General features: G+C 45.7%; 14 protein-coding genes. 9 read left to right on the top strand and 5 right to left on the bottom strand.

Annotated features, from left to right (window positions below):
- Together AB0L18_RS14950 and AB0L18_RS14955 are read right to left on the bottom strand one after the other, a co-directional pair.
- The gene (locus tag AB0L18_RS14950) at positions 1 to 462 is read right to left on the bottom strand and encodes a YbjN domain-containing protein (RefSeq protein ID WP_367388109.1); all 462 of its coding nucleotides are present in this window, start codon (positions 460 to 462) and stop codon (positions 1 to 3) included.
- A gap of 171 nt (positions 463 to 633) precedes the next feature.
- Positions 634 to 1,872, bottom strand: a complete 1,239-nt coding sequence (locus AB0L18_RS14955; protein WP_367388110.1) for a dipeptidase — start codon at positions 1,870 to 1,872, stop codon at positions 634 to 636.
- A gap of 119 nt (positions 1,873 to 1,991) precedes the next feature.
- On the opposite strand from AB0L18_RS14955, the gene AB0L18_RS14960 reads away from it, so the two are divergent.
- The gene (locus AB0L18_RS14960; RefSeq protein WP_367388111.1) at positions 1,992 to 2,843 is read left to right on the top strand and encodes an SDR family oxidoreductase; all 852 of its coding nucleotides are present in this window, start codon (positions 1,992 to 1,994) and stop codon (positions 2,841 to 2,843) included.
- A 7-nt stretch (positions 2,844 to 2,850) separates the two neighbouring features.
- Here the strand turns inward: AB0L18_RS14960 and AB0L18_RS14965 are convergent, their stop codons facing one another.
- Positions 2,851 to 4,092, bottom strand: coding sequence for an aspartyl protease family protein (locus AB0L18_RS14965; RefSeq protein ID WP_367388112.1), 1,242 nt, complete (start codon positions 4,090 to 4,092; stop codon positions 2,851 to 2,853).
- 469 nt (positions 4,093 to 4,561) lie between these two features.
- On the opposite strand from AB0L18_RS14965, the gene AB0L18_RS14970 reads away from it, so the two are divergent.
- The 8 genes from AB0L18_RS14970 to AB0L18_RS15005 all read left to right on the top strand — a co-directional run bounded on the left by AB0L18_RS14970 (position 4,562) and on the right by AB0L18_RS15005 (position 23,227).
- The gene (locus AB0L18_RS14970; RefSeq protein ID WP_367388113.1) at positions 4,562 to 7,552 is read left to right on the top strand and encodes a SusC/RagA family TonB-linked outer membrane protein; all 2,991 of its coding nucleotides are present in this window, start codon (positions 4,562 to 4,564) and stop codon (positions 7,550 to 7,552) included.
- A gap of 21 nt (positions 7,553 to 7,573) precedes the next feature.
- Positions 7,574 to 9,175: a RagB/SusD family nutrient uptake outer membrane protein gene (locus AB0L18_RS14975; RefSeq protein WP_367388114.1), complete on the top strand. Its 1,602-nt coding sequence runs from the start codon at positions 7,574 to 7,576 to the stop codon at positions 9,173 to 9,175.
- Positions 9,176 to 9,321: 146 nt separating this feature from the next.
- Complete coding sequence (locus AB0L18_RS14980) at positions 9,322 to 12,591, top strand: VCBS repeat-containing protein (protein WP_367388115.1); 3,270 nt, start codon at positions 9,322 to 9,324, stop codon at positions 12,589 to 12,591.
- A complete protein-coding gene (locus tag AB0L18_RS14985; protein WP_367388116.1) occupies positions 12,578 to 13,174 on the top strand; it encodes a hypothetical protein in 597 nt (198 codons plus the stop codon). The genes AB0L18_RS14980 and AB0L18_RS14985 overlap by 14 nt, the downstream gene beginning before the upstream one ends.
- Complete coding sequence (locus AB0L18_RS14990; protein WP_367388117.1) at positions 13,159 to 16,434, top strand: VCBS repeat-containing protein; 3,276 nt, start codon at positions 13,159 to 13,161, stop codon at positions 16,432 to 16,434. Before AB0L18_RS14985 ends, AB0L18_RS14990 begins: the two co-directional genes overlap by 16 nt.
- Entirely contained in the window at positions 16,427 to 19,690 is a 3,264-nt protein-coding gene (locus AB0L18_RS14995; RefSeq protein WP_367388118.1) for a VCBS repeat-containing protein, read from the top strand. The genes AB0L18_RS14990 and AB0L18_RS14995 overlap by 8 nt, the downstream gene beginning before the upstream one ends.
- A gap of 68 nt (positions 19,691 to 19,758) precedes the next feature.
- Complete coding sequence (locus AB0L18_RS15000) at positions 19,759 to 21,087, top strand: vanadium-dependent haloperoxidase (protein ID WP_367388119.1); 1,329 nt, start codon at positions 19,759 to 19,761, stop codon at positions 21,085 to 21,087.
- Between the two features lie 58 nt (positions 21,088 to 21,145).
- Complete coding sequence (locus AB0L18_RS15005) at positions 21,146 to 23,227, top strand: glycoside hydrolase family 97 protein (protein ID WP_367388120.1); 2,082 nt, start codon at positions 21,146 to 21,148, stop codon at positions 23,225 to 23,227.
- A 110-nt stretch (positions 23,228 to 23,337) separates the two neighbouring features.
- On the opposite strand, the gene AB0L18_RS15010 is transcribed toward AB0L18_RS15005, so the two are convergent.
- Both AB0L18_RS15010 and AB0L18_RS15015 read right to left on the bottom strand, forming a co-directional pair.
- A complete protein-coding gene (locus AB0L18_RS15010) occupies positions 23,338 to 23,889 on the bottom strand; it encodes a helix-turn-helix domain-containing protein (protein WP_367388121.1) in 552 nt (183 codons plus the stop codon).
- A 1-nt stretch (position 23,890) separates the two neighbouring features.
- A complete protein-coding gene (locus AB0L18_RS15015; protein WP_367388122.1) occupies positions 23,891 to 24,358 on the bottom strand; it encodes a hypothetical protein in 468 nt (155 codons plus the stop codon).
- Positions 24,359 to 24,438 lie beyond the last annotated feature (80 nt).

Here is a 24,438-nt window from a genome sequence, read left to right on the forward strand (position 1 = left end):
TTACATTTCGTCAACGAAAGTGGTGACACCCAGCTCAATGGCCGATAAGCAGCGTTCGAAAACATCTTTGAAGGCATCTGGTCGGCCTACAAATAATTCTACCGCTATCCATACGTCGTCATTAGTAGTGTAGGCTTTGGTACACTTCATGGTTCGGTTTACTTCGTCACAGGCTTGTACTACTTGAAGGCCTTCGGATACGCTTTCAATGGGCCAAATATTGGCCAAAACTACGCGAAAAAACTCGGTGTCATCTTCATTGACTTCGATAAAGAATGTCCGGTCATTGTATTTGAATTGTACATCGCCGTCGCTGTCAATGCTGTTGGTATAGCCTTTACCGTCCAGGAAGTTGCTATACAAAGTTTGTAGTTTTGCTTCCGTCCATTGTGCTTTTAGGGGAGTGCTAAATAAGCTGATGAATAGGATAGCCGTGCTGAAAAGAAGAATTTGTTTTCTCATGTTTAGGAATAGTTAATGATAGAGATGTGTGAATGTGAGCGTACAAAAATAAGGTGATCCAATTTGGGTTTAGTGAAAAAAGATAAGCAACCGACAATATGGAGGTTGTGTTCTTTTTCTTACTAAACCTTAAAACAAATTGGCGCACCTTATTTTAGCTCTAATACTAGGTTAATTTAGTGATTCTGCAACCAATGCTACCTGGCGCCAAACCCGGAATACGTTGCCATAACAAATCTTGGCAATTTCATCTTCCTGATAGCCTCTCTTGAGAAGTTCCATGATGAGGTTGGGGTACATACTTACGTCCTTAAGGCCAGTTGGTAAACTGTCGCCAACGCCATCAAAATCACTGCCAAAAGCGACGTGGTCGACACCACTAAGTGCTACCACATGGTCAATATGATTGGCCACTGTTTCAACATCAGCGAACAAGGCAGGATGTTCTTGCTGGAATTTTTCAATAATAGGCTCCGCAGCTTCGTCGCGGAAAGATAACTCTTTTTCGGCCAAAATATTTTGCAGCAAGGCCCTCAGGCTATCCCGCTGAGCGGCTACTTCACCGTCGAGAAAAGTACTGCCAAAGTTGATCTGAATGACGCCACCATTTTGAGCGAGGGCTTTAATCATATCGTCATTCATGTTGCGTTCGAAGCCGGGGGTGAATTTCCTTGCGGAACTATGGCTGGCAATGCAAGGGGCTTTAGAAATCGCCATGACTTGCCAGAAAGTACTGTCACTCACGTGGCTGATGTCTACCATGATACCTACCCTGTTCATCTCTGCTACGACCTCTCGACCAAATGGACTAAGACCGTTCCAGGTGCGTGTGGTATCGTAGCTGCTGTCGCAAATCAAATTGTCTTTGGAGTGGGTGAGTGTTACGTAATCAATACCGCGCTGGCGGAAATAGGCCACATTGGAGAGGTCGTCTTCAATGGGGGCACCATTTTCCATACCCATAGGGAGAGCGATCTTTCCGGCGGCAAAGGCTTCTTTAACATCAGCAGGGCTATTGGCCAACACAAACTTGTCGGGATGCGCCACGGCAATAGCACTTACCATATCAATCAGGGAATCCGCAAACTCCTTAGCACCACCTTCGGTTTGGTAAGATGCAGGAATATAGATCGACATGAAAGGAGCATCCAGGCCCCCTTTTTTTGCGCGTTCGTAATCAAAATCACCATCGGGGGTGCTGATGGGAATGCCCAGGTATTCTTTGGTGGGACGAAAATTTTGGATGCGCAGGCGATAGGGGAGGTCTACGTGACCATCAGTAATAATGTACCGCTCTGCCAGCATTTGAGCTTTGGCCCGCAAAGCCGCATCTGTTGATTGACTTGAAAGCGTTGTACTCGCTAAAACAACAGCAATTAAGCACAGGGTAAACAGCAATTTATGCGACATAGGTAGAAATGTTTTTCCTCGGAAGAATAATTTAGACTTGCCAAAGGTAAAATAAACACAACTATTTTCCGGGGTTTTGTTGTTATAGAAACAGAAGCGCCTAACCACTTCACTTCTTCATGCAACAACAAACGATTTTAATCACTGGAGGCAACGACGGCATTGGCCGTGCTACTGCTCAAGTACTCCTTGAGCGGGGCCATAGGGTCATTATAGCAGGCCGGTCGACGGTAAAGTTAGCATCCGCTGTGGCTACGCTCAAGTACCGTACGGGCAATGAAGAGATTCATTGGTTGTACTGTGATTTGGCAAACTTGGAAACGGTTAGAGCTGCTGCTGATACTTTTATCAGTCGTTATGGTAAACTCGACGTCTTAATTAACAACGCCGGGGTTTTTACCAATGAGTTACAGTTTTCAGAAGAGGGCATAGAGTTGCAGTTTGCCGTCAATCATTTAGGGCACTTTTTGCTTACCAACCTATTGATTCCTTTGTTGAAAGCAGCTCCGGCTGGGCGAATCGTGAATTTAGCCTCAGTAGCTCACTTTCACGGTAAGCTGGATTTCGAAACCCTGACGGGCGACGGTGGGCCTGAAAACTACAATGGCCTGGAGGCCTACGCTCGGAGCAAATTGGCCAATGTGCTTTTTACCCGCGAGTTGGCGCGTCGCTACCCGGAAATTGAAAGCAATTGCCTCCATCCTGGCGTGATACGTACCCGGATTGCCAATAAAGGCACCCGTTGGTTTTTTTCCTTACTATGGAGTTTGTACAAGCCATTTATGCGCTCTACCCGCTGCGGGGCACGAACGCCATTGTATTTGGCGCTGAGCCCGGAAGTGCGCGGTGTTACCGGGCGATATTTTGATGAACGCCAATGTTGTCGCAAGCCCTCCGAGCTTGCTCGCGATCCTGAACTGGCCCATGAACTATGGGAATGGAGCGATGTGATGACCCAGGAGGCTGTTTAGCGAGCCCCTAAATCAAATCTCTGAGCCTGAGCTCTTTTCGTATTTTTTCCTCCCCTCGTTTAATCAGCAGACGAACCTTTTTGCCAGGTTTCTTTTGTAGAAAACGCAGGATGTTTTCCAATCCACGTAAATTAGCAGGTACCCCGTTGAGGACTTTGATTTCATCGCCCTTGCGAATATCTGCTTCAAAGGCAGGGCTGTCTTTGACAATATTGAGCACCACAAATTTATTGAGGTTGTCTCCAGTAGCGATGATACTCATGCCGCTGCGATCAAATTTGAAAGTCTGGGAGAAATTTTTGTTGGGTTTTAGGTAAACGTCTTCTCTGACGTAATCAATTACAATATTGAAACGCTGCAAGATGACGTTGCCCATGATGCCATTTCGGTTGTTGAGAAAGGTACTGTCAATGACGTATTGTTCAGCAACATCATGGAAATTGGTAACCACATTATTGAGTTCCATCTCATCTATCTTGATTTTGGCCGTTCTTCCTACATAGCCATCAATGGTGCCGCCAATACCATGCCCTATGGTCGTACGAATGAGCTCGGGAGGCAACTGCAACAGGCTGTCTGAATGCGTATAAAGCAACAGGGCTAAACTGGCGCCGGTATCCATCAATAATTTTACCTCACTGGACTGATCGGCCCGGATACTGGCTGGAAGGTTGAAATAAGGCTTATGGCGGCTGAATTCAACGGGGATATTGCGATAATTCCTAACGCTTGCCGGTGAAAACTTACTGGGATCCTGGAAAATTATTTTTTGACGACGGTAATCAATGTGGATAACGAAACGCCTTAAGATATCAGCTCCCAATATACCGTGCACCTCAATACCGGCATATTCTTCAAAACGAAAATAGTCTTCTTTCATGACCAGAATGGCCTGGCTAGAAATCTGAAGGTGTTCGCCAAACTCCAGGGAAATACCTGGTGCTACGTAAGCCTTAAGTTCGGTTGTTAAGTCGGAACCGAAGATGCTGATTTCCCGCTGGTAATCGACCATCAGGAGATCGGTGATTTCCTTGCGGGTAAGGATGGTATTCTCTGCGCCAGTGTCAAAAATAAATTTCAGGGGGAAGATTTTGTTGAAGACAATCCGGACAACAATAAAGTTATTGACGTATTCAAAAGGAATTTCCACCTTCCCACTTCCTCTAGGGATAGAGATCAGTTCTTGCTGTGCGTTGGTACGTAAAGCACACAGCAACACGCAGGTGAATAACAGTAATTTCAGACGCATAGTAAGGTGATTTGGATACTTGGGAGCCTTTTTTTTAGAGGTACCTTTATAGCCATGGTACGGTAATGTCGGAAAAATTACGGAAAGCTTCGTTTAATCAACGAGAAAAAAAACGCCAGGCAGCGTTGCCAAGTAAGGTAGCGTTTAGGGAGGGAAGCTTGTTGTAATTCGTAATATAATTTTGTTTGCCAGGTTAAGGGGAAAATCTTTTTTAGTATCCTTGGTTATTTCGTACTTTATTCTGACTTTTACGCCAGTTAGTGTAGATATAACACCAAACACCCTGTAACATTAGTGTTGTGCAACAGTGCTGTTTAGGTAAGTACTTCTTAATCCCTCGACTACCCAAGAGACCAATAAAAAAAGAGCTTGTAGAGAGCCGTTCCTATTGTACGCTGTTACAACGGTGTAATGGTGTTCTCTACTATTTTCATGGTAATTGTTTTTTTAAATTAAACCAAAGTAGTGTATGAAGCTTAAAGTCGACAAAGTATCGCGGTGGATGTTGTTACTGCTAGCAGTTGCATTTTGCAATTTCGCAGTAGCTCAAACCATCACGGGTACAGTTACCGACGCTGAGAGTGGTGAACCATTAATTGGTGCCAACATCTTAGTTGTGGGAACAGCTACCGGTACCGTTACAGATTTTGACGGTACTTATTCTCTAAATGTTCCAGCTGATTCCAAGCAGTTAGAACTTTCTTACACCGGATATGCATCTCAAGTTATTGATATTAATGGCCGTTCGGTTATTGATGTCAAGATGTCTGCCGGAGAACTCTTGGACGAAGTAGTCGTAATTGGCTACGGTTCTCAGAAAGAGAAAGAAATCACCTCAGCAGTTACATCTGTAGGGGCGGATGAATTTAACCGTGGTCCAATTACTGACCCTGCTCAACTTTTGCAGGGTAAAGTAGCAGGTCTACAGGTTTACAACCGTGGTGGTAACCCCAACAGCCAGAGTGTTATCCGTTTGCGCGGTATCTCTACCGTAGGAGCCAACACCGAGCCACTGGTAGTAGTGGATGGTATCATTGGTGCATCATTAGACAATGTTGACCCTAACGATATCGAAAGCATTAGTGTTTTGAAGGACGGTTCTGCGTCTGCTATCTACGGTTCTCGTGGTTCTTCTGGGGTAATCCTGGTAACCACTCGTTCTGGTAACAAAAACGCTAGCAAAGTAAACTTCACCTACAATGGTCAAGCGGGTGCTTCTTCTGCTTTCAATAGTGTTCCAGTAATGGACGCTCAGCAGTTTATTGCTACTGGTGGTACTGACCTTGGTTCTAGCACCAACTGGACCGACGAGGTAACGCGTACGGGTATTAGCAATGTACACAGCTTGGCTGCTTCTGGTGGTGCTGGTAATACCAACTACCGTATTTCTGGTAACTACCGTAATGTAGATGGTATCCTTAAGAATTCTGGCTTCGAGCAGTTTAACGCTCGTTTGAATTTCTCTACCAAAACCTTGAATGACCGTGTAACGATTGATTTCAATTCTTCTTACACGGATCGTAGCTCTGATTACGGTTTCAACGAAGCACTTCGTTACGCTGTATTGTACAACCCTACTGCTCCAGTTTTAGGTAAGGATTCTCCTTTCCCATTTGCTGCTGATCAGTTTGGTGGTTTCTTTGAGACCCTAGGTTTGTTCGACAGTTTCAACCCTGTTTCTATCATTGAGCAAAACCGCAACCAGGGTGAGCGTACCGAGTTCACTTACGGTGGTCGTGTAGCTTTGCAAGTGACTGACAACTTTGAGATTGCTGGTCGTATTGCTCAGCAAAACAGCACCTTGAAGAACACGGAGTACTACCCAACCACTTCTTTGTTCCGTGGAAATGCAACCAGCCCTCTTCGCAAAGGTCTGGCTAAATTCTATGACGAAATCAGAAGCTTCAACCTTTACGAAGGTTACGGTACTTACGTAGATAATTTTGGTAGCACAGATTTCCGCTTCACTGCTGGATATTCTTACCAGGAGAATAACTTCAACTCTAACTTCCTGGAACTTGGTGACTTCCCAGACGGTTCACGCGATTTCGCTAATATCGTTGAGGCTTCTCAGGATTTGCAGAATGCTGGTTTCATCAACGCTAACAGTGATGCTTCTCCTTCTGAGAAAATCATCGCTTTCTTCGGTAGAGCTAACTTGACCTTTGACAATGCGATTTTCGTAAACGCATCTGTTCGTCGTGAGGGATCTACCAAGCTTGGTGCAGACAACCGTTGGGGTATTTTCCCTGCTGTTGGTGTAGGTGTTGACTTGAACAACTACTTGGCGTTGAACAGAGTAGATCAACTGAAATTGCGTGTAGGATACGGTGTAACCGGATCTCTACCAACCAACAACGGTTTGTCTCAGCCAATTCGCCAGATTGTAAATGGTGACAATGGTAGTGTTTCAACAGAATTGATTCGTGCCGCCAACCCTGACCTGAAGTGGGAAGAGAAAGCGGAGTTGAACCTTGGTGTGGAATTTACCATGGGGCGTTTCAATGCTACTGTTGATGTTTACAACCGTGACATTTCTGACTTCATTCTGGAAAGAACAGTTGATGCAGCTGTCTTTGGTGTAGATCGCCGTTTCGAGAATGCTGGTAAATTGAATACCAAAGGTGCAGAATTGACCTTGGGTTACGATGTTGTGAAGAGCGAAAAAGTAAGCTGGACAACTGGTGTTGTTTTAAGCACCTACAAGACGACTTTGGAAGAGTACGTAATTCCTGCGGAAACACGTGCTAACCTTGGTGCTCCTGGTCAGAACGGTACCAACCTGATCCTCGTTGCTGAAGGCCAGGAAATTGGTCAGATTTGGGGTCCTGTTTTCGCTGGTGTAAATGAAAATGGTGCTCCTGACTTCGTTGATGTGAACGGTGACGGCGTACTAGTGACCAATCAGAATGATGCTTTGAGCCCAGATGCTGACTTTGAAGTATTAGGTAACGGTATCCCTGACCTGGAATTTGGCTGGTCCAACCAAGTAGCTTTTGGTTCTTGGTCGGTAAATGCTTTCTTCCGTGGAGCCGTTGGTCACAGCCTGGTGAACACTTTCCGTGCTTTCTACGAGCCAGTAATTTCTACGCAGTCTTCTTACAACTATGTAAATACCGACTTGCGTGTTCCTGGTTTGACTTCTGCACAGTTCAGCTCACTTTATGTTGAGAAAGCTGACTTTATCAAGTTGGATAACTTGACCATCACTAAGCGTTTCGACCTTTCTAACAGCAAGTCTATTGATGGTCTGACGCTTTCACTTACAGGTCAAAACCTGTTCATCATTTCTAACTATACGGGAACAGATCCTGAACCATCACTGGTGGATTACGGTTCTGCTGATAACGGAGGAGTTGTTGACTTCAACAACCCTGACGTATTGAGCCCTGGTATTGATCGCCGTTACAACTATTTCTCGTCTCGGACCTTTACCTTAGGAGTGAATCTTAATTTTTAAAGAAGACAAAAAGTGTTGATTATGAATAACAAATTTCTTAAATATTTTCTGATCTCCGGGCTTGCCATTTCTATGGTAGCTTGTACTGACTTGGAAGAAGAGTTGGTAGGAGATATTACCGAAGACATTAGTGTCGATGGTATTGACCTAGGCACTGGTGGTGGTGGTGGCGGTAATCTTACTGCGGTGTATGCCGAGTTGAGAAATGCCGGTACTGCGAACCATGGTGGCTACTACTCTGTGCAGGAGCTTCCTACTGACGAAATGGTGATTGCTGCAAAAGGTGGTGACTGGTTTGACGGTGGCATCCTGATTCAGCTGCACCAGCACACCTTCCAGCCTACGCACGATTTCATTAATGGAACCTGGACACAGACCTACAATGCCATCGGTACTGCTAATGACAGAATAGGTTCTGGTGTATTGACTGCTGAAGAAACGGCACAAGCGAGAGCCGTACGTGCTTATTTCTACTGGCGTTTACTTGACCTTTACGGTCGGGTGAAGTTGGTTACGGACACCAATCCTGATCCACCTCAAGCTACGCGTCAAGAAGTGTTCAACTTTGTAGAAAGTGAGCTGCTTGCAGCACTAGGTATTCCTGCCGTATCGGCTGGCATGGACCTGAGCAACAGCCCATTGGCTGATGGCGGTTCTGCTTATACGATGAACCGCTACGGTGCTTTGGGTATCTTGGCTAAGCTTTACCTGAATGCAGAGGTATACACTGGAACACCTATGTGGGACAAAGCAGAAATTGCTGCTTCTTACGTTATTGACAGTGGTGTTTACCAACTATGTGGCGAAGGTTGTGCCGTGACCAACCTTGGAAAGCGTAGAGGTGTAGCCAGCGACCCTGATATGTTGGAAGGATACGCAGCGGTGTTTGCTCCTAACAACTCGGGCAACCCTGAGCATATCTTCTCTGTACTTTATGATGAAGCTACTGGTGGTGGTATGAACTTCTCACAGATGAACCTGCACTACTCTAGCCAGTTCACCTGGAACTTCAATGAGCAGCCTTGGAATGGTTACGCTACCCTGGAAGAGTTCTACAACTCTTACGAAGACGGTGATAAGCGTAAAGCAAACAACTTCATCGTTGGTCCCCAGCTGGATTTTGGTGGTTCTGCAATTCTGGATTATGCATCTGATGATGATGACATCCAGTTGAACTACTCGCCTCGTATCAACGAGCTTCAGCCTAACTCACAGCGTGAAGCAGGTGCTCGTCCTGGTAAGTTTAGCTACAAGCAGTTTGGCCGTTCTGACATGGACAATGACTACCCTATCGTTCGTTTGGGTGACTTGTACCTAGTTCGTGGCGAAGCAAAAGCTCGTCAGGCAGGTGACTGGACGCAAGCAGAGGCCGATGTAAACGTACTTCGTGCTCGTGCGGGTGTTGCTGCTTATGCTGGCAACTTGACTGGTGACGAATTCCTTGCGGAGCGTGGCCGGGAAATGTTCCAGGAAGCTTCTCGTCGTACAGACTTGATTCGCTTCGGTAAGTACAACGGTACTTGGTGGGAGAAGCCAGCTTCTGAGCCTTTCAGAAATGTCTTCCCTATTCCTCAGAACCAGATCAACGCTGGTGTTGGTTTGACGCAAAACCCAGGATACTAATCATTAGTATTTTCTGATATAATTTCAAGCTCCCGAATCTTCCCTTGTTGGTAGATTCGGGATGCTTGTTTAAAGGCTTGTTATGAAAAGTATTGCTTGTTGAAAAAGATCAAATGAGATTAGAGAATAAATTGAAGCGAAATACTATGAAATGGAATAAGCAACAGTCTTTTTCAAGGATGGCTAGTCTTGGTCTTTTGCTTTTAGGTCTTTGTAGTTGCACTGATCAGCCAACAACCTTATTCACGGCGATAGACCCTCAACAGTCGGGTGTTCTATTTTCCAACGATCTCAAGTACACCGAAGAGTACAATCCTTATACCTACCGCAACTTTTATAATGGGGGAGGGGCTGCTTTGGGCGATATTAACAACGATGGCTTACTAGATATCTATTTTTCTGGTAACCTGGTACCCAATAAACTCTACCTTAATAAAGGCAATTTTCAGTTTGAAGACATTACCGAACAGGCGGGTGTCGCCTGTGAAGGCGTCTGGTCTTCGGGGGTTAACTTTGTGGACATCAATGGTGATGGTTGGTTGGACCTTTACGTATGCAAGGCTGGAAAGCCAGAAGGTAATAATCGCCATAATGAACTCTTTATCAATCAGGGCGACCTCACCTTCGTCGAGCAATCAGCAGCCTACGGCTTGGATATTACCGGCCTTTCTATCCAATCTGCTTTTTTCGATTATGATCTCGATGGTGATCTCGATTGCTATTTGTTGAACAACTCGCTACGGTCGGTAGGAGGGTTTGATATGAAGGTAGGTTTACGCGATGTATTTGACCCTGAAGGCAACAAACTTCTCGAGAACCAGGATGGTAAATTTGTTGATGTCACCCAAAAAGCAGGCATTTATTCCAGCAGTATTGGCTACGGCTTAGGAATAACCCTGGCGGATTTTAACCAAGACGGTTGGCCCGACATCTTTCTTTCGAACGACTTTTTTGAAAAAGATTATTTGTACCTCAACAACCAGGATGGAACCTTTAAGGAAAGCGCTGATGCCAGTTTTACCTCCCTTTCTATGGGCTCCATGGGGGCGGATGCCAGTGACCTGGATAATGACTTACAACCGGAAATTTTTGTCACCGAAATGCTTCCCCGGTCTGCCGACCGCAAAAAGACCAAAACCACTTACGAAAACTGGGACAAATATCAGCTAGCCGTTGATAAAGGTTATCATCATCAGTTTTCTCGTAATGTACTTCATAAAAGCCTGACCAATGGAAAGTTTGTCGAACTGGGCCGCCTGGCTGGTGTAGAAAGCTCTGAGTGGAGCTGGTCGGCCCTTATCCAGGATTTCGACAATGATGGCTTGCGGGATATTTTTATCAGCAACGGCATCCGCTCCGATCTTCTCGATAAAGATTACCTTAATTACATGGCCAATGATACGCGCGTCAGGGCCATGATTGATGAAGACGAAGAAGTGCTGAAAAAGCTCATTGATATCATGCCCTCCGGCGCGGTAAGCAATGCGATTTTTAAGAATAACGGGCAACTTAACTTTACTTATAAATCACAGGAATGGGGGCTGGATGCTGCTACCTTTAGCAACGGAAGTGCCTACGGCGATCTGGACAATGATGGCGACCTGGACTTTGTGGTCAATAATGTGGATCAGCCAGCTTCTATCTATCGGAACAACACAGACCTGTCCACTGCACGTGGCTTATCCGTTCCGCTTCGCTACAAGGGAGGCAACCAGGAAGCCATTGGCGCTAAAGTGCTGATCTTTGCGGATACGCTTCGCAGCATGTTCGAATATTATCCAACCAAGGGCTTTCAGAGCTGTTCGGCGGTGCCGCCATTTTTTGGGCTTGGTAATCGAAAGATGTTGGATAGCCTTATCGTGATTTGGCCGAATGGCGAAACAACGACCCACACCCAGGTGCCTACCGGCCAGGCCTATCCCCTTAATTACGAGCAAGAAGTACATTCCCCAAAGGGCCTTGTCTTGTCCATTGCTGCTAAGTCATTGCTTAGCCCCGTAGAGCGCCTTTTGACTTTTAAGCACGAAGAAATTGACTTGAATTATTTTGATCGTGAAAGAATGCTCCTCTCCATGCCCGGACGACAGGGCCCCGCAATCGCAGTTGCGGATGTGAATAAAGATGGAAAAAATGATCTCTTCATTGGTGGAGGGAAAAACCAGGAATCAACCCTTTTTCTTTCGCAAGACGAAAATTTTGTCGCACACAACTTCTTCTCGGCAACCAGCCGCTCGGAAGTGACCGCCGCCGAATTCTTTGATTGTGACCTCGATGGGGACTTGGATCTTTATATCGCCCACGGTGGCAAAGCCTTCTCTATTTATGCGCCGGAGTTGAACGATGCGCTGTACATCAATGATGGCAAGGGCCATTTTAGCCCTGCTGCTGGAGCCCTCCCGTTTCCTTACCCTATTTCTACCGGCGATATCGCAATTGCTGATCTGGACCAGGACGGCCTGCCGGAAATTATCTTAGGGGAAGCCATGAAAACCAATAGCTATGGTCTGCCAGGTAGCTGCGTCATCTTGAAGAACAAGGGTAACCAACAGTTTTCAGTCTATGAAAATGAACTGGGCAAAGACCTCGGGATGATTACCGCAGTGGAAAGCGCAGATATTAATGCTGACGGTTGGGCGGATATTATTCTGGCGGGACAATACATGCCCATCACGATTCTCTTTAGTCGGGAAGGACATTTCGACCGTTCGGACCAAATACAAGTACTTGATAACACGGCAGGCTTGTGGAATTGTATCCAGAAGACCGATCTGGATCAGGATGGAGACCCCGATTTCGTTTTGGGCAATCTGGGCCAAAACAACTTTTTCAACAAAGGCCTGACGGTATTCATCAACGATTTTGATCAAAACGGAACCAACGAACAGATAACTTGTGAAGCAACGGAAGATGGACACTTTCCCATTCACGACATCAATGAACTCTATGCTCAGATGCCGATCCTGAAGAAGAAATACCGCACCTACGCGGAGTTTTCACAAGCTCCACTGGAAGTACTCGTGCCAGAAGAAAAACTAGCAGGAGCAATAAAGTTGCACCTTACAGAGAATAGAAGCCTCATCCTCTGGAATGACCAAGGGCAGCTTCGCCCAACCGTACTGCCAAGAGAAGCTCAATATTCAACGGTAAACGCTATTCTGGCGGACGATTTTGATGAAGATGGTACCACGGATTTGTTGCTAGGAGGCAATGATTACAAATACAAGCCTCAATTTGGCCGTCAGGATGCTACAATGGGTTGGTTGTGTTATGGTGAAAAAAGGGAGGAAGGTGTTACATTTACGGATTGCCGCCCACTAGGGATTGCAGGGCAAATCCGAGCGATTGAAAAAATTAACCCCAACCAAATCATTGTGGGTGTCAACGATGGAGAAATTAAAGTATATGAAAAGGATTGATCTGATTTTGCCTTTGTTTTTTGTTGTGCTTTGCTTAGCAAGTTGTAAATCAGAATACCAACAATATGTCGATCAGGAAATGGCCAGCGGTATTAAGCATGATAGCCTGATTTTTGGAATGCGGATGGGGCAGACGAGGAAAGATTTTTTTACCATCTGCTGGGATCTCAATAAACAGAAGATCATTAGTCAGGGGGCAGGAGCCAATGCTCGCTTCATTACCGATCGTGACTCGATAGGAGCGGAAGCTAATCCGCTCTCCAAGGAGATGTTGTTTTACGGGATCTTCGACGAAAACGATGTCATGAGGGGGATGAGAATGACCTACTCTTTTCTGGCCTGGTCTCCCTGGAATGAGGAAATGCAATCGGATCGTCTGCTGGAGGTTTTGCGTAAAGCATTGCTAACGGATTATCCTGGAAATGATTTTATTGAATTAAAAATCAAGGAATCCGAATATCCGGCACTGGTAAAAATCGACGGCAACCGCCAGATTCTGATGTACCCGAAAAACGATAAGGATGTTGTCGTTAAAATTGAAGATTTAGAATACAAGCTGAATAACCAATGGAAAAAAGAATAGTCTTTTTAATCGCTTTATGTTCCCTGTTTGCTTGCGAGGATACTTCCAATCCATCACCGGAAGCGAAGGGTGACCTTTTTGAATTGATGGATAATCAAGCCATTGGCATCAACTTTAGCAATGACCTGACCTATACCAACGATTTCAATGTTTACAAATACCGAAATTTTTACAACGGTGGAGGAGTCGCTATCGGCGATATCAACAATGATGGGCTGTCTGATATCTTCATGACCTCTAATCAGGGAGACAATCGCCTGTTCCTAAACAAAGGCAACTGGCAGTTTGAGGACATTACCGAAACCGCTGGTGTAAAAGGTGAACGTGCCTGGTCGACGGGCGTCACCATGGCGGATGTCAATGCGGATGGCCTGCTGGATATCTACGTCTGCAATTCTGGTGATGTCGCAGGAGACAACAAAGAGAATGAACTCTACATCAACCAGGGAAATTTACGCTTCACCGAGGAAGGGGCTGCCTATGGCCTCAACGACAAAGGCTTTTCTACCCACGCCAGCTTCTTTGATTACGATAAGGATGGTGACCTTGATGTCTACATTCTCAATAACTCTTTCCAAGCCATTGGTAGTTTCAATCTGCGCAAAAATGAACGCCCCGTCCGCGATGAACTCGGGGGTGACAAGCTGATGCAAAATCAGGGGGGCAAGTTTGTGGATGTAAGTGAGCAAGCGGGTATCTATGGTAGTGTCATCGGCTTTGGGCTGGGGGTCACCATCGGTGATGTCAACAACGACAACTGGGAAGACATCTTCGTTTCCAATGATTTCTTTGAACGGGATTATTTGTACCTCAACCAGCAGGATGGGACCTTCCGGGAAGATCTGGCCAACGAGATGCTGTCCATCAGCGGAGCATCTATGGGCGCGGATATGGCAGACATCAATAACGATGGCTACCAGGATATTTTTGTAACGGAAATGCTTCCTTCCGAATACCAACGCCTCAAATCGGTCACCACCTTTGAAGATTGGGATAAATACCAGTATAACGTAAAAAATGGCTACCATCACCAGTTTACCCGCAATGTCCTGCACCTCAACCGAGGAGACAATGCTTTCAGTGAAGTGTCTCGTTTGGCAGGTATCGAAGCCTCTGATTGGAGCTGGGGTGCCCTCTTCTTTGATATGGACAATGATGGGTACAAAGACCTCTTTATTGCCAATGGTATTTTCAAGGATCTGACCAATCAGGATTACCTGGCCTATGTCGCCAATGAGTCGGTTATTCAGTCAATTGTTTCTGATAAAGGGGTTGATTATAAAGAACTCATCGACATTATCCCTTCCAACAAAGTAGCCAACCATGCTTACAAAAACAATGGGGATTTGCAGTTTTCCGTTTACACCAATAGTGGTTTGTTGAGCCCTAGTTTTTCCAATGGCTCTGCTTATGGTGATTTGGACAATGATGGCGACTTGGACTTGGTGGTCAATAATGTAAATATGCCCTGTTTTGTGTACGAAAACCGGCAAACGCAGGGGAATTACATTAAGCTGAAGCTAAAAGGAAAAGGCGAGAATACTTACGCTATTGGTAGTAAAGTCAAAGTCAGTGCGGGCGACCAGCACTGGGTTACTGAAAACCAACCAACGCGCGGATTCCAGTCCAGCATGGACCCTAATATCATTGTTGGGGTAGGAGCTGCCAAGCAGGTAGCTATTGAGATCATCTGGCCGGATGGCCTGGTGACGAAACAGGAGAAAGTACCCGTCAATCAGACCCTTACTTTTGATGCTTCTACTGGCCAAGCGGCCAACAGCATCGCTGCACTAGCTGGCAAGTCTCCTTTACAGGAAGTCCCTTCTGTACTCAAATACCGTCATCAGGAGAATAATTACATTGATTTCAACCGGGAACGACTCGTTTACCACGCTCACAGTACCGAAGGTCCGCGTGTAGCACAGGGCGATGTCAATGGTGACGGACTCATCGATTTTGTCATTCCTGGCCCCAAGGATATGAAATGTATGTTGTACCTGGGGGCAAAAGACGGCACTTTCATCGAAAAGGATATCACGGCTGTTTCAGCGGAAGCAGAGTACGTGGCTGCCCATTTATTTGATGCCGATCAGGATGGTGATTTAGATGTTTACCTGGCGAGTGGCGGTGTTGAAATCACGGAGTTTTCAGCTCTTCTGCAAGATCAACTGCTCTTCAATGATGGGAAGGGCAACTTTGGGCAAGCCAAACAGCTGTTTCCCGATGATCAGAAACTGAGCACCCTGGCGGTGAACACGGGCGATATGGACGGCGACGGCGACCTGGACCTCTTCGTAGGTGAGCGGATAAAAATTGGTAAGTACGGAGCGAAATGTTCTGGCTATATTTTTGAGAATGACGGCGCAGGAAACTTCAAAGATGTTACGGCTAGCCGCTATCCGGGCTTGCAAGAAATCGGGATGATTACCGATGCTGCCTGGGGAGATATCAACGGTGATGATCGCCTTGATCTCATCGTTGTAGGAGAGTTTATGGAGGTGCAAATGCTGATCAATGAGGGCTCGAAATTTTCGAAACTAGCTTTGCCCTTCCCTAATGATGGCTGGTGGAATGTCTTGCACCTTAGTGATTTAGATGGTGATCAGGACCTGGATTTGGTCCTAGGAAACCTGGGCAATAACAGCCGCTTCGATGCTTCGCCAACACACCCTCTCAAACTGTTTTACAATGATTATGACCAGAATGGGTTCCCAGAGTGCATCATGACTTTTAGTGCCGAAAACGGCAAGGATTACCCTTACGCATTACGCCACAACCTGACCCTTCAACTTCGTTATCTGAAAAAGAAATTCCCGGATTTTGAATCTTTTAAAGATGCGGATATGACCCAGATTTTCGATGAGAATCAACTGAGTACATCTTCCGTTCAGCAAGTCAACGAATTGAACTCCATCTGGATAGAGAACCTGGGGAATAAGGAATTCAAAAAACATATCCTGCCATTGCCGGTGCAGTTTAGTCCAATATTTGCCATCGCTGCTGCGGACATTGATCAGGACCAGGACCTGGACTTGATCATGGGTGGAAACCTCTACAAGGTACAACCTGAAGTAGGAATGTACGATGCATCCTTCGGGCATTGCCTCGTCAACGATGGGGCGGGCACGTTTACGGATCGCTCCTCCGCATTGGGCTTTTCCGTTAGAGGAGAAATTCGAGACATAAAAACGATTAATGACATGATCTACATCTTCAGAAACAATGATGATGTGGTAACTTATAAAACCAATTATGAATAGAGTGCTTTTGGGCTTTTTGGGCTTTTCTTTAGCGGCGATCATTCTGTCCGCTTGTGGAAGAGAAGAAGCTACTACCTCCGACTCCAATGCAACAATGCTCTCCTTGACAGCCGAGCAAACAGGCATTGATTTTACCAATAAGTTGACGGAAACAACGGAGCTCAACATTATCGAATACCTCTATTATTACAATGGTGGTGGGGTAGCCATTGGGGATATTAACAACGACGGATTGGAGGATCTTTTCTTTACCGCCAACCAAGGCCCCGATAAGCTTTACCTGAATAAAGGCAACCTGAAGTTTGAAGACATCAGTGAAAAAGCCAATATTTTGCCAGAAAACACCTGGTCATCAGGTGTAGTCATGGAGGATCTTAACAACGATGGTTACCTGGATATCCACGTTTGTAAGGTCGGTGTAGGCATTTTACCCGAAGCTCATAACCTGGTTTATATCAATCAGAAAGATGGCACTTTCCGGGAAATGTCAGCCGAATTGGGCCTGGATTTTCAAGGGTTTTCCACCCAGGCTTGCTTTCTTGATTATGACCACGATGGCGATCTAGACCTCTATTTACTCAACCACAATGTCCATTCCGTACGGAGTTACGGCACCGCTGAAAAGCGTAAAGAGCAAGACCTTTATGCGGGAGATCGGTTCTTTGAAAATCGTTTGAACGAGGCCGAGCAGTCTTTTATCGACGTCACCGTCGAATCGGGCATCTATTCCAGCCCGCTCGGTTATGGACTGGCGGTAGCTTGTGGCGACCTCAATGGCGATGGCTGGACGGACATCTACGTTGGCAATGATTTTCACGAAAACGACTACATCTACTTCAATAATGGAGATAAGACCTTTAGGGAAGAAGTAGCGGATTGGACGGATCATACGACCCAATTCAGCATGGGCGTTGATATTGCCGATTTGAACAACGACCTGTTGCCGGACATTTTCAGTACCGATATGCTTCCGTTTGAAGAAGAGGTCTACCTGAAATCGGGAGGCGAAGATACCGATCAAATCAAGCGTATCAAGGATGATTTAGGTTTTGAAAACCAATTTGCCCGTAACCATTTCCAGCTCAACACTGGCTGGGGAACGTTTGTAGATATTGCCCTCCATACGCGCACCTTTGCCTCTGATTGGAGCTGGGCGGTGCTTTTGCAAGATTTTGATAACAATGGGAACAAGGATATTTTTATTTCCAATGGCATCGCAAAGCGTCCAAATGACCTGGACTATATCAATTATTTGAACAGCGAGGCCATCTCCAAATATGCAGAAAATGACCCTGAACGAACCCAGCAACTTATTGGTAAGTTGCCCGCGCAAAAGTTGAAAAACATCCTCTTCTTGCAGTCGGACAATCTGCATTTTTCTAAAATTGCTGATGCCCAGGTAGGAAGCCCTTCTTTCTCTAACGGCGCGGCCTATGCGGATTTGGATCAGGACGGCTATCTGGAAATTGTGATCAATAACATCAATGACCCAGCTACCATCCTGAAGTACAACAGCTCTTCAGGAACGCAGGCTTACCTGGAATTGGAACTCAATGATCCTACTGGGAAAACAACCAATGGCACTAAAGTTTACGCTTACACAGAAGAAACTCCACGTTACCAGGAGCTGCAAAGCGTCAAAGGATATCAATCATCTTCTTCGCATCGCCTTCATTTTGGCTTGGGCAAGGCTACCCAGCTGGACTCGCTGGTGATCATCTGGCCCGACCAGACCAAGCAAGTCTTGTTAGCTGTAGAAGTTAACCAACAACTGAAAATCAGCAAAGATTCAAGCGCGGCAAAACAGTTGGCCACCGCAGTAAGTAGCTTAGGTAAGAGCTTCGATGTCTTACCGCTTCAGCATGAAGAGAATGATTTCAATGACGATGAAAACGAAAAGCTGATTCCAGAGAAACTCTCTAGAGAAGGACCAGCAGTACTATACGAAGACTTGGACGGAGATGGCACCAAAGACTTGATTGTCGGGGGTGCGCATGGACATGCGACCAGACTATTGCGCGGTCGGAAAGACGGAAGTTTTGAAAACCTGGAAGTAGATGATTTTACCAGAGATGCCAGACATGAAGATGTCAGTGTGGCTACCATTGACTTTGATGGCGACGGTGATAAAGACCTCTACATCGCGAGCGGTGGTAGTGTTTCCAAGGAATTGGATAAGGTACTGGAAGACCGGATTTACCTCAATAATGGAGGAATGAAGTTCTTGAGAATTCCGCTCTCGTTGCCGCATACAAATGCCAGTGTTGTTGCGGTTGCGGATTTTGACAAAGACGGTTACGAGGACATTTTTATTGGTGCCCGATCAATTCCTGGTTCCTACGGCCTTTCGCCCTATAGCTTTGTGTTGAAAAACCGGGGAGGTACGGGGGTAGATATTGCGCTGAAGGAACGCCTTGGCATGGTGACCGACGCACAGTGGGTAGATTTTGGCAATGACCAGGACCTTGACCTTGTAGTCTGTGGCGATTGGATGCCCATCACCGTCATTGAAAATGATGGAAACGGTATGTTGGCCATTGCGACAAACTCAGGTTTGCCCAACCTAAGCGGTTTTTGGAAAACGCTTGCTTTTGGCGACTTTAATCAAGATGGACAGATCGATATCGTTGCTGGAAACCTGGGGACCAATACCGTCTTGAGTGCCGACGAAGCGCACCCCATAAGGCTTTATCTCGGTGATTTTGATGATAATGGAAGCGTTGATCCACTTATTTTTTACCGCTACTTCAATCGTTATCTACCGCTGGGGTCGAAAGATAAATTTGTTTCCCAGCTTCCAATACTAAAGAAGCGTTTTGTGGATTACGTAAGCTTTTCTCAAGTCAGTTCTTTCGAACAACTATTTCCAGAAGGGCAAGATCGCTTGGTGGAGACGAAGGAAATCAATGAATTGAGGTCGGTGCTTTTCCTTTCCCAAAAGGAAGAATACGTTTCCATCCCTCTGCCCGAACGCGTGCAGACCGGTACGGTGCAGGATTTTTATTTGGATGTACAAAAAGGAAACATCTACTACGTAGCAAGCAACCATGAATTGGCGGCTGTTCAGGCGAATGCCATGGATGCCAAGTTGGGCGTCACTAAGCTTGATGTGGCGAAGAAAACTTTCCTACAAGATGATTGGCTTCCAGCACCCGCTGGCGTAAATGCCCGGGCTATTGTGCCTTTGGAAAATGGAAAGTACCTTATGGTCACCAACAGTGGCTACCTGTATTTCGTAGATCTACCTCAAAATTAATTTTTTCTCTTCGCTGACAATTTTTGTATTCAGCACATAAAAATTGTCAGCGAATCAATTTTTTCGATATGCATAGAATTACTTTGTGGACATTACTTCTGTTGTTCTTCGGAGTGAGTTGTCAAAAAGACTACCTCTCCAAGGCAGGAATTGTTGAACATTTAGAAGAAGAGGATCTCTTTATCAAATCGGTAGAAAATCTGACCCGTATTCAGATTCACGATATTTTTGCACCACCCATTGCTAGTCGGATATATACTTATCCGTGTATCGCTGCCTACGAAGCAATGAGCCCGGCCTACCCGGGTAATAAAAGTTTTGCTAATCGTTTGCACGGATTGACACCCCTTGAAATTATGGTGGATACGGCCTTGGTGAGTTATGAATTAGCTGCAATTTATGTATTTAATGAAGTGGGTAAGCAGCTCATCTTTTCGGAAGAAAAGATGGAGGATTGGCAATTGCAAATAGATTCTCTGGTGGGTACCTGGCAAGTTGATCCCAAGGTTGTCCAGGCATCAAAAGATTACGCAATGCAGGTCAAGCAGCATATTATGGCTTGGTCTAAGGAAGATAATTACGCCCAGACCCGGACGATGCCAAAGTTTTCGGTTTCGGACGATCCTTCCCGTTGGAAACCTACGCCACCAGCTTACATGGAGGGCATTGAACCTCATTGGAATAAAATCCGTACGCTAGTGATTGACTCGGCGGCTCAATTTCGTCCACCACCACCTCCCGCTTTTGATATGACGGAAGGTTCTGAATTCTACAAACTGGTAAAGGAAGTGTATGATGTAGGGGTGAACCTGGACGAAGAGCAACGGGTTATTGCCAGTTTCTGGGATTGCAATCCTTTCGTGATGCACCAGACCGGGCACATCATGTTTGCTACCAAAAAAATCACTCCTGGAGGGCATTGGATGGGAATCACGGGGGTAGCTTGTCGTAAAATTGATGCTGACATGATGACCACTGTAAAGGCGCATTCTATGGTGAGTATTGCGCTCTTTGATGCCTTTATCAGTTGTTGGGACGAAAAATACCGCAGTTCACTGATCCGACCAGAGACGGTCATCAACGAAAAAATCGATCCTGATTGGTTGCCTACCCTGCAAACGCCTCCTTTCCCGGAGCATACCAGTGGCCACAGTGTCATCTCCACAGCTTCCGCCGTTGTGTTGACCTCGATTTTTGGCGACAACTTTGAGTTCTTGGATGTGGTAGAGGTGGATTATGGCTTGCCTCAACGGAATTTCAATTCGTTTTTGGAAGCCTCACAAGAAGCGGCCATTAGTCGTTTATACGGTGGCATTCACTACCGTCCGGCGATCGAAGATGGCGTTGCCCAAGGACGGAAAGTTGGTGAGTTTATTGTCAATAAATTACTGAATTAGGGTTAGACTTGTCCCCGCAGAATAACGCTATTTATTATTTTTTGTAAAAAATCGACTTATGCTACGTTTCTCATTTTATAGCCTTCTGTTGATATTATTAGCTACGGCCTGTACGCCTGCCGAAGAGAATACCTCCTCGGTAAGCATTACGTCTCCAGACGGTCAGTTGGCATTAAGTTTTCAGGTCAATGAGGAAGGCGTAGCCGCTTATGAGTTGAAGCGAGGGGAGACTTTCGTAATTCCGGCTTCGGGCTTAGGCTTTTCTTTTCAGGATGCACCAGCCTTGAAAAAGGGTTGGAAAATTAACAATGCTGCCACGAGCTCGAAAAAAGAATCTTGGGAGCAACCTTGGGGCGAGCAAAGAATGGTAGAAAACAACTACCAGGAAGCCCGGATCGACATCGAAGAGACCAGCCCGCCGATGCGGAAGTTTGTCCTCGTTTTTCGTTTGTATGATGATGGACTGGGCTTTCGCTACGAATTCCCTGAACAGGAAAATATGGGTGAAGTAGTGATCACCGATGAGCATACCGAGTTTTCGCTCACGGGTGACCCTACCTGCTGGTGGATACCTGGCGATTGGGACATTTACGAGCACCTCTACAATCAGACCAAGTTTAGCGAAATTGATGCCCTGAGCAAGCGTGATCATCCCAATCTGGCGCAGACGTACATTCCTGAGAATGCAGTAAATACACCCGTTACGCTAAAAACCGAAGCGGGCCTTTACCTGAGTTTTCACGAAGCCAATCTGACTGATTACGCAGGGATGACCTTGCGGGTGAACAAGAAAGATAACCGTTTTGAAAGTGCCCTGGTCGCTTGGGCCGATGGTGCGAAAGTAAAACAGCAAACTCCTTTTAATACCCCATGGCGTACCATCCAGGTGGCGGAGAAGGCAGGTGATCTAATCGAAAGTAATATCATCCTCAACCTCAATGAGCCCAATGTACTGAAAGGTGATCTCAGCTGGATCAAACCCATGAAGTACGCGGGTATTTGGTGGGAAATGCACCTGGATAAATCAAGCTGGGACAAAGCCAGCGGCAAGCACGGAGCTACGACTGAAAATGCTAAGCGTTACATTGATTTCTGTGCCGAAAATAATATCAGTGGATTGTTGGTAGAAGGTTGGAATACCGGTTGGGAACGCTGGATTGGCTTCCCCGACCGCGAAGGCGTTTTTGATTTTGTGACGCCCTACGATGATTATGACTTGGAAGAAGTAGTTCGTTACGGCAAGGAAAAAGGGGTGAGTATCATTATGCACCACGAAACCTCAGCCGCGCCGAGAACATACGATCAGCAACTGGATACGGCTTACACCCTGATGGAAAATCTGGGTATTCATGCTGTGAAAACCGGCTACGTAGGTCCTATCATCCCGGAAGGAGAGCGCCACCACGGGCAGTGGATGGTACAGCATTACCGCCGAGTAGTAGAAATGGGCGCGAAGCACCAAGTCGCCATCGACGCACACGAACCCATCAAAGACACAGGCATACGTCGTACTTATCCCAACATGATGAGCCGGGAAGGGCTACGCGGGCAGGAATTCAACGCCTGGTCTTCCGAAGGAGGTAACCCTACTGATCACCTGACGATGGTTGCCTTTACGCGCATGTTGGCTGGGCCGATTGATTATACCCCCGGCATCTTCAACCTGATGATGGAGCCTTACAAGCCCGACAATCGGGTGAAGCATACCTTGGCGCACGAGCTGGCACTCTACGTCGTTATCTACAGCCCCTTGCAAATGATGGCCGACTTGCCTGAGCACGCTACCGGACAGCCCGGAATGCAGTGGGTACGCGACGTAGCCGTTGACTGGGAGCAGACCAAAGTCCTCAACGGGGACCCCGGCGATTACGTGACCATCGCTCGCCAGGAGCGGGGCGGCAATCGCTGGTTTATCGGCGCCATCACCGACGAAAACCCACGTGCCCTTAGTATTGAACTCGACTTTTTGGATAAAAACAAGACCTATCGCTTGGTCGTTTACCAAGATGGCCAAGATGCTCACTGGGAGACCAACCCTACCGCCATGGAGATCGAAGAGCGCGAAGTGCGCGGCGGAGATATTCTCGATTTGCACTTGGTAGCTGGGGGAGGAGCGGCTTTGATGTTGGTGCCGATGTAGGTTTGCGAGTTGGGTATTGTAGTGATAAGAAACTTGGGGCAAGGCGGCTGAGACACACAATTTTGAACACTCTCCATTTGCTCTTGATAGGAACAAATTTTTCAATTCAATCAACTTGCTTTTGCTAATGATAGCGTTTGCTTGACTCTATCATATTGAGCTAATCTACTTTCTTCGTCATTTACCATCTCTGATTCTAATTTCATGGTGTGAAGTCGGTATAAATTTTTAGCCTTTAACAAACCTTCACTGTGCTTTTCGAGTCGATAGAGTAAATCCACATTAGGATTTTCTTTACCTCTGATAATTCTATTCAATTGTGCTGGGTGAATATCAATCTCTTCCGAGAAATCTTTTTGAGTCCTTTTAGTGATTGATAAGTATTCTTTGAGCTGATTCGAGAAATCGAACCTTGGATTGTACTCATTCTGCTCGATGTAATTTTGAATTTGAATTTTCATCCTCATCAAATTACTCAGAATAATATCAGATTCCGACATGTTCTTCAATCTATCCATTCTGAATTTCAGAAATTCTTTATGAGCTTCTTCCTTTTCGTCTTCAGACAAAGTGCTTCTTAATACGAAACTCTCTGCAATTTCTTCGTCTGTATAGATTTTTGATAAATCTTCATAAGTGGGTTCTTTCTTTTTTTCTGCCATTTTACAAGTATTTACTCATTAGATCAATCGCAGCTTGGCCATCAATAGCCACCAAGTATCCTGCATCAATAAATCCATATTTGCGTTGATAATGGTCGTAAAGTTGCTTTTTAGGCTCTAATGTAACGAAGCCATTATATCCCTTCTCGAAAGCTATTTGGATGGCGAAGCTTATCAGACAACCTGCAATGCTGTCAATTTTTTTCTTTTTGCCAGTCTGATCTTTCCTTAGTTCCAGTAAATTTATGTCGATTCGCTTCTCATCAGGATAATCAACTATGGACATCAATCCCAATAATTCATCCACTGAGGATTTCAAAGTGAGCTTATAAACTTCATTATAACGCTCTAGATTCCAATCAAATAAATAGTCACTACTAGTAATCATCGAATAATCACTCTTCTCTATTTTTTCGATAATTGCTTTGATCGGACTATTATTTGACCGATTCCTCAGAGTTACTTCCATTTAGCAAGTATATGTCAGACAAATATACTTATTTTAATTGACTGAATCAATCAATTTAATTGATTTTTCGTGTTTTGTAT

Origin of the sequence: Lewinella sp. LCG006 (genome assembly GCF_040784935.1) — a bacterium.
In the GTDB taxonomy this organism is placed as follows: Bacteria; Bacteroidota; Bacteroidia; order Chitinophagales; family Saprospiraceae; genus Lewinella.

Bases quoted from the DNA above. Each gene is read 5' to 3' on its own strand.
- AB0L18_RS14950 (WP_367388109.1), bottom strand. From the start codon at position 462: ATGAGAAAACAAATTCTTCTTTTCAGCACGGCTATCCTATTCATCAGC.
- AB0L18_RS14955 (WP_367388110.1), bottom strand. From the start codon at position 1,872: ATGTCGCATAAATTGCTGTTTACCCTGTGCTTAATTGCTGTTGTTTTA.
- AB0L18_RS14960 (WP_367388111.1), top strand. From the start codon at position 1,992: ATGCAACAACAAACGATTTTAATCACTGGAGGCAACGACGGCATTGGC.
- AB0L18_RS14965 (WP_367388112.1), bottom strand. From the start codon at position 4,092: ATGCGTCTGAAATTACTGTTATTCACCTGCGTGTTGCTGTGTGCTTTA.
- AB0L18_RS14970 (WP_367388113.1), top strand. From the start codon at position 4,562: ATGAAGCTTAAAGTCGACAAAGTATCGCGGTGGATGTTGTTACTGCTA.
- AB0L18_RS14975 (WP_367388114.1), top strand. From the start codon at position 7,574: ATGAATAACAAATTTCTTAAATATTTTCTGATCTCCGGGCTTGCCATT.
- AB0L18_RS14980 (WP_367388115.1), top strand. From the start codon at position 9,322: ATGAAATGGAATAAGCAACAGTCTTTTTCAAGGATGGCTAGTCTTGGT.
- AB0L18_RS14985 (WP_367388116.1), top strand. From the start codon at position 12,578: ATGAAAAGGATTGATCTGATTTTGCCTTTGTTTTTTGTTGTGCTTTGC.
- AB0L18_RS14990 (WP_367388117.1), top strand. From the start codon at position 13,159: ATGGAAAAAAGAATAGTCTTTTTAATCGCTTTATGTTCCCTGTTTGCT.
- AB0L18_RS14995 (WP_367388118.1), top strand. From the start codon at position 16,427: ATGAATAGAGTGCTTTTGGGCTTTTTGGGCTTTTCTTTAGCGGCGATC.
- AB0L18_RS15000 (WP_367388119.1), top strand. From the start codon at position 19,759: ATGCATAGAATTACTTTGTGGACATTACTTCTGTTGTTCTTCGGAGTG.
- AB0L18_RS15005 (WP_367388120.1), top strand. From the start codon at position 21,146: ATGCTACGTTTCTCATTTTATAGCCTTCTGTTGATATTATTAGCTACG.
- AB0L18_RS15010 (WP_367388121.1), bottom strand. From the start codon at position 23,889: ATGGCAGAAAAAAAGAAAGAACCCACTTATGAAGATTTATCAAAAATC.
- AB0L18_RS15015 (WP_367388122.1), bottom strand. From the start codon at position 24,358: ATGGAAGTAACTCTGAGGAATCGGTCAAATAATAGTCCGATCAAAGCA.